Below are 6,774 nucleotides of genomic sequence, written 5' to 3'. Positions count from 1 at the left end.
TAACCGATACACCTACGCATGTTACTAAAACCATGCTATTTATTGATGGAGTAAAAGAATTGAACTTACCCATTAAAGCATTTAGCTCCATTGAATTTGCAACAAACTGGTTACGCACAGGCATAAGCATTAATATTATAAAGTCAACACTTACAAAATTTAAAAAAGCAAGCATCGAAAAAAAGCAGGTCCAAAAAGTATATCGTCAATTTTAACATTGCTCTAAATCTTACTTTTTGAACCTGCTTCTTAAAATTCACAACACAATACCCATCTTATTTCTGAGCATAATCTTTATAAATGGCCTTTTTAAATTCCACCCAATGTTCATCCGTCATTCTGTCGGGGGTGTACAAACAAATTCCTGCAGCACCATTTTCCATCGATTCACGAATTGCTTCGCCCAATTCCTCGGGCAGTAAACCATGATTTTCAGGATCTGCTTCTTTTGCTTTTGAATTTGGTTTTGGACAAATAAATAAACCACTATAAACAGGAGTTTCTTTGTCAACACAATCGGTAGATTCCTTACACATTTCCCCAACCCACTCGGTTCCTTCCAAATAAAAGTCGTTGTAATTCATCGGATAAAAAGCATCTAAATCCCATTTATTCCATTCCTGACGAACCATTTTTACTGCATGAGAATAAGGACCGGGAAATACTGCTGATGTAATTTCTTTTCCTTGCATATGAATATCTTTAGCTAAACGATTTACCAATTTGCTAATTAAATCTTGTCGAAATTGTTTCCATTCCTGAATTTTAGAAGCTTGCTCCTGATCCACAATTTCAATACCTGTTTGCGCTTTAAAATCAGCCTTACACTTATCGCAATAGCAATAATCAAACTCTGGGTATTCCTTATCCATCACTAAATCGTATTTCTCCCAAAGGCCTTTTGCCAAAATCACATCCGGAAATCGCATATAATCCAAATGAATTCCATCAACCTGAGGCAAAGCTGCTATTTTTCCATATAAATCAGATAAATACTCATACACTTCTTCCTTATTAGGACAAAGGAAAGTATAATGATCGACGTAAGCTGGTTTATCGTAAGCCGATTCTCCATTTCCATTCACAGCATAAAATTCGGCGGGAATATTTTCACCTCTTCCTTGTACCATAGTTGGAATCCAGGTATGAAAATCTAAACCAGCCTTATGAGCAATCTCCCCTACTCGTTTGTAAACTTCCGGATCGTGTCCGGCACTATACATTAGGGCATCAATTCCTTTCTCTTTTAAATCTGTAAATTTCTCTTGTAACTCAAGATCTGTGGCCATACCTGGCCCACGCATCCATGCAGAACACGGCACTTTTGAACTCTGTTTTGTTCCACAAGAAACAAACACAAAAAGTACAAAAACAGCAAGTAGTTTATTCATAATTATTCTTTCTAAATTAAAATAGGCATTTAAAATTCGCACTAAATATACGCAAAGATGAATTTATTCATTCCCTAATCAACAAATTGATTCAATATCATTTGAAATTGTATCTTTGTAGCCTTATTTAAAAACAATTGTAAGCGTGGGACGAAATAGAAAGAAAAAACCACTTCTGGAAAAAGTAGAAATAGAGAAGTTAGCCGCCGAAGGCAAGGCGATTGGTAGAGTTGAAGATAAAATTGTATTTGTTACCGGTGTAATTCCCGGCGATATTGTCGACGTACAAGTCAACAAAAAGCGGAAAAATTTTATGGAAGGCTACCCAGTTGCTTTTCACAAGCACTCTCCAATGAAAATAGATGCTTTTTGTGAGCATTTTGGAGTTTGTGGTGGTTGTAAATGGCAAAATTTACCTTACATAGAACAATTAAAATTCAAACAACAAGAAGTCATTGACAATTTAGAACGAATTGGCAAAGTAGAACTTAATGGTGTAAATGATATTTTAGCTTCGGCTAAAACTGAATTTTACCGTAACAAATTGGAATATACTTTTTCGAACAAACGCTACCTAACCAACGAGGAAATTGCGCTTGACGATGATATAAAAAGAACTCCTGCTCTTGGTTTTCACGTTCCTAAACTTTTCGATAAGGTTGTCGACATTAACAAATGCCACCTTCAACCAGAACCATCCAATGCGGTACGTTTAGCCATTAAGGAATATGCATTTGCCAACAATCTGTCTTTTTTCGATATCAGAAACCAAGAAGGATTTTTGCGCACATTGATCATTCGAACCTCATCAACAGGCGATAATATGGTCATTGTTGTTTTCTATCATGAAGATGTTGAAAAGCGAAAAGGATTACTCGATCATTTAGCCGAAAAATTCCCTGAAATCACTTCGTTAATGTATATCATCAACGAAAAAGCAAACGACTCAATTACCGATCAGGATGCCATTCTGTATAAGGGTGTCGATCATATTTTTGAGCAAATGGAAGATTTGCGCTTTAAAATTGGCCCAAAATCATTCTACCAAACCAACTCGGATCAAGCCTATAATTTATATTGCAAAACACGTGAGTTTGCAGAATTAACAGGCGATGAAGTTGTTTACGATTTATATACAGGAACTGGAACCATTGCCAACTTTGTAGCTAAACAAGCCAAAAAAGTCATTGGAATTGAATACGTTCCCGAAGCCATTGCCGATGCAAAGGTGAATTCCGAAATCAACGGAATCAGCAATACCGAATTTTTTGCTGGCGACATGAAAAATGTACTCACCAAAGAATTTATTGCTCTTCACGGCGAACCCGATACCATTATTGTTGATCCACCACGAGCAGGGATGCACGCCGATGTGGTAGAAACCATTTTGCACGCCGCACCCAAACGCATTGTGTACGTTAGCTGTAACTCGGCCACTCAAGCCCGCGATTTAGCCATGATGGACGAAGCCTACAAAGTAAACAAAGTACAGGCTGTTGATATGTTTCCACATACCCATCATGTGGAGAATATTGTGCAATTAGAAAGAAGATAATACTTTTTACTCCCTTCCGGGATATAAAAACACAAGCCCCAAACCCTAGGTTTGGGGCTTGTTGCATCAGGAAAACTCGGGCAATTACAAATAACCCGAGAATACGATTGTTCTTCGCGAAAAAAGAATACAACATCGAATAGACTTTCTTTTGGCCTTAAAAATTACTAGTATTGAAGCTTACAATGTAAACGTTCTACACATGAAAAAATCAATTTCTTTACTGTCTTTAATCATGATATTTACCCTTGGAACCAAAGCTGCACAAAAAACCGACGGGAACAAACTATCTGTTTCCGATTGGTTGTTTTGCGGACCAATTAATACACATTTACCTGCCTTTACAAAGCAAGAAAACTTAGACGGAAACACCTATGAGTTAAAAGACTTCCTTCAGGAAAATCAAGTGGATCCCAAAAAAATTCAACCCATAGAAAAGGACACATTTCTCTGGCCCGACCAACAAATTAACTGGAAAAAAACCACTGTTAACTCCAAAGGATTTACCAGCCTTTCATTACCTGAAAACAGCCTCTCCTATTTTGTAAGTTACCTTTCGTGCAAACAATGGAGCAAAGTAAAATTCGCTTTTAAGAGCTATTCTATGGCTGAAGTTTATGTAGATGGTGTAAAACTAATTACACAAGATCAGGCAGAACTTAAAGATGCCAAAGAATTAAGCGAAGAAATTAAACTAGAACAAGGCAAACACTGTATTCTGGTGAAATTTCTGTCTGGAAAAGAAAAAAATGGCTTTCAACTAAGTCTCCTTGCCAATGAAAAAATGCCGACCGATCAATACAGCTTATCCCTATCGCCCACACAAAATATTAGCATCTCGAAAATTTTGGATGGTACAAAAGTAAACAACACCCAACTTTCTCCAGATGAAAAATTTGTTTTGATCAGCTACAGCAGAACACTTCCTCCATCTAACAAAAATGAAAAATGGCAGGAAATTCAGGAAATAGCCAGCGGAAAAATCACACATAGCTTTCGAGGAAGTAAGCTATCCAATCTGCAATGGGTACCTGTAGGTAATCAACTGTCCTACACAAAAAATTACGAAGATAAAACCTCTATTTTTGTTTTTGATATCAAAGATGGCAGTGAAAAGGAAATTGCAGAGGGAATTGAAAATTTTGATTCTTACTCCTGGTCTCCTACTGGGAAAAAAATCATTTATTCCGTTCAGAAAGATCATTCTGAAAAATGGGAAATCAGAAAAATACAAGGTATGGAAGATCGGTTACCTGGGTTCCGAACACGAAGTTTTCTGTACCAATTAGATGTTGAAAATGGCGTGCGTCAGCGATTAACCTATGGTTCTATCAGCACCAAGCTGCACGATATCAGCAAAGATGGTAAATATATATTATTCTCTCAATCTCGTCCTGATTATAAGGAATATCCTTACGACAAGCAAGATTTATATCAGATGAACCTGGAAAACTTTCAACTAGACACAATTTGGAAAGACAAGCTATTTGCTGGCTATGCGCAATATTCTGCTGATGGATCGAAACTACTTATTCAAGCCGGACCCTCGTGCTTTGGTAAAATTGGTGAGAACATCGGCAAACAACCCATCGCCAACAATTACGATGGACAGCTTTATATTTTAGATCTATCAACACAAAAAGTAGATCCCATTACCTATCATTTCGATCCATCGGTTGATCAAGCTGTTTGGAATAAAAAGGATGGTAACATTTACCTTAAAGCAGAGGTAAAAGATTATGTGCGCCTTTTTCAGTACAAGATTGAAACAAAGGAATTTTCACCTTTAGCAATCAATTCCGATGTCGTACGAAACTTCAATCTTTCTGCTGGCGGGGAAAAAATCACCTACACTGCCTGCAGTATTTCCACTCCCTATCAAGCTTTTGTTTACAACATCAGTAAACGAGAAAACCTGCTCATCTCCAATCCTCAAAAGGAAAATCTGAAAAATGTACAATTTGGGAAAACCGAAGACTGGAATTTCACGAAAGAAGATGGAAAAACGATTATAGGACGCATTTACTATCCACCAAATTTCGACGCCAGCAAAAAATACCCGGTTATAGTGAATTACTACGCAGGAACAGTTCCTGTTGAAAGAAGTTATGGCGGTAGATATCCTTTAAATCTGTATGCCGCCATGGGCTATGTTGTTTACCTGCTTCAACCAAGTGGCGCAACCGGTTTTGGACAAGAATTTTCGGCTGAACACCAAAATAATTGGGGAATAAGCACTGCTGATGAAATTATTGAAGGCACTACAAAATTCCTTAAAGCTCATCCATTTACTGATGCCGATCATGTTGGATGTATTGGCGCCTCTTATGGTGGATTTATGACTATGCTTTTACAAACAAGAACCGATATTTTTGCTGCCGCAATTTCTCATGCAGGTATTAGCGATATCAGCAGCTATTGGGGCGAAGGCTATTGGGGATATTCCTACAGTGTGAATGCATCTGCCAAGTCCTTTCCATGGAACAACCGTCACTTGTATGTCGACCAAAGTCCTTTGTTTAATGCCGATAAAGTGGTAACTCCTATGTTGCTCATACATGGAAGTGTGGACACTAATGTTCCTTTGGGCGAAAGCATACAGATGTATCAGGCTCTTAAGCTTTTGGGAAAAGATGTTGATTTCGTTCTAGTTAAAGATCAGGATCATCATATTACCAATTACTCCCAACGAATTCTTTGGAACAATACTATTTTTGCTTATTTCGCTAAACACCTAAAAAAACAAGATGCCTGGTGGAATGAATTGTATCCAGATAAGAACCTATAAGTACAATACAAGCCATAAAATGTTGAGTTTATAATTGGTTCAGATACGGAATTCCTCAATAAACCCAATGTAACTAGATCTAAAAGGGTGTTCTCATGCAGAACACCCTTTTCTCATAGAGAAAAACGAATTCTACATCAATAATCATAATGACTATTGATGCTTCAATCAATAATACCTATTTTTAAATTCAAACCTAAAAACCAAACTATGCTAGTAATAATTTCACCAGCCAAAACTCTCGATTTCGAAAGTCCGGCTAGCACAACAATACATTCCGAAGCTAATTTTTTAAAAGAATCGAGCCAATTAATCAAAGAACTCCGCAAATTAAAAGTAGATGACATTTCGGCACTGATGGGAGTTAGCCCTAAACTTGCACAACTCAATTTTGAGCGATTCCACCAATGGCAAGCACCATTTACTACAAACAATGCAAAACAGGCTCTTTTGGCCTTTAAAGGAGAAGTATACACAGGTATAAATGCGGATAGCTTTTCTGATGAAGATTTTAAACAATCACAAATTAGCTTACGAATACTTTCAGGCTTATATGGCATTTTAAAACCACTGGATTTAATACAAGCTTATCGTTTAGAGATGGGACGTAAACTAATTACTTCAAAAGGAAGCAATTTGTATCAATTTTGGGGAGATAAAATTACCTCAGCAATCAATACCGACTTAAAAGAAAACCAGCACAATCAATTGATTAATCTGGCATCGAATGAGTATTTTAAATCCATCAATAAAAAGAAACTTGAAGCTGATATCATCACTCCTACTTTCAAGGATTTGAAAGATGGCCATTACAAAACAATCAGCTTTTATGCTAAAAAGGCAAGAGGATTGATGACTCGTTTCATTATTCAGAATAAAATATCAAATCCAGATGAAATAAAAGCTTTTGATTTAGAAGGATACAATTACAACTCAAATCTTTCAAAAGAAAATACACCAGTCTTCACAAGAGATCATTAGAGAAATAATACCTTATTAAAAGGAATTTCAAAGCTTGTTTTTGCTTGCAATTTTCACTA

The 6,774-nt window shown here is 36.8% G+C and carries 5 protein-coding genes; 4 read left to right on the top strand and 1 reads right to left on the bottom strand.

Features of this window, described 5'->3' with window-relative positions:
- Positions 1 to 215 (top strand): hypothetical protein (locus ABYT26_RS13315; protein WP_372754695.1); only part of this gene is annotated, 215 nt, incomplete at its 5' end.
- Positions 216 to 275: 60 nt separating this feature from the next.
- Here the strand turns inward: ABYT26_RS13315 and ABYT26_RS13310 are convergent.
- A complete protein-coding gene (locus ABYT26_RS13310) occupies positions 276 to 1,391 on the bottom strand; it encodes a hypothetical protein (protein WP_372754693.1) in 1,116 nt (371 codons plus the stop codon).
- 145 nt (positions 1,392 to 1,536) lie between these two features.
- On the opposite strand from ABYT26_RS13310, the gene rlmD reads away from it, so the two are divergent.
- The 3 genes from rlmD (at position 1,537) to yaaA (ending at position 6,715) form a co-directional block, all read left to right on the top strand.
- On the top strand, positions 1,537 to 2,946 hold the full coding sequence (rlmD, locus tag ABYT26_RS13305; protein WP_372754691.1) for a 23S rRNA (uracil(1939)-C(5))-methyltransferase RlmD: 1,410 nt from the start codon (positions 1,537 to 1,539) through the stop codon (positions 2,944 to 2,946).
- Positions 2,947 to 3,148: 202 nt separating this feature from the next.
- Positions 3,149 to 5,734: a prolyl oligopeptidase family serine peptidase gene (locus tag ABYT26_RS13300; RefSeq protein ID WP_372754689.1), complete on the top strand. Its 2,586-nt coding sequence runs from the start codon at positions 3,149 to 3,151 to the stop codon at positions 5,732 to 5,734.
- Between the two features lie 210 nt (positions 5,735 to 5,944).
- The gene (gene yaaA, locus ABYT26_RS13295) at positions 5,945 to 6,715 is read left to right on the top strand and encodes a peroxide stress protein YaaA (RefSeq protein WP_372754687.1); all 771 of its coding nucleotides are present in this window, start codon (positions 5,945 to 5,947) and stop codon (positions 6,713 to 6,715) included.
- Positions 6,716 to 6,774: the final 59 nt, after the last annotated feature.

Source organism: Labilibaculum sp. (assembly GCF_041595635.1).
GTDB lineage: Bacteria > Bacteroidota > Bacteroidia > Bacteroidales > Marinifilaceae > Labilibaculum.
Note: the sequence above shows the minus strand (reverse complement) of the source record. Positions and strands in the feature narration are given on the sequence as shown.

Coding starts and splice junctions, on each gene's coding strand:
- yaaA (WP_372754687.1), top strand. CDS start 5,945: ATGCTAGTAATAATTTCACCAGCCAAAACTCTCGATTTCGAAAGTCCG.
- ABYT26_RS13310 (WP_372754693.1), bottom strand. CDS start 1,391: ATGAATAAACTACTTGCTGTTTTTGTACTTTTTGTGTTTGTTTCTTGT.
- ABYT26_RS13300 (WP_372754689.1), top strand. CDS start 3,149: ATGAAAAAATCAATTTCTTTACTGTCTTTAATCATGATATTTACCCTT.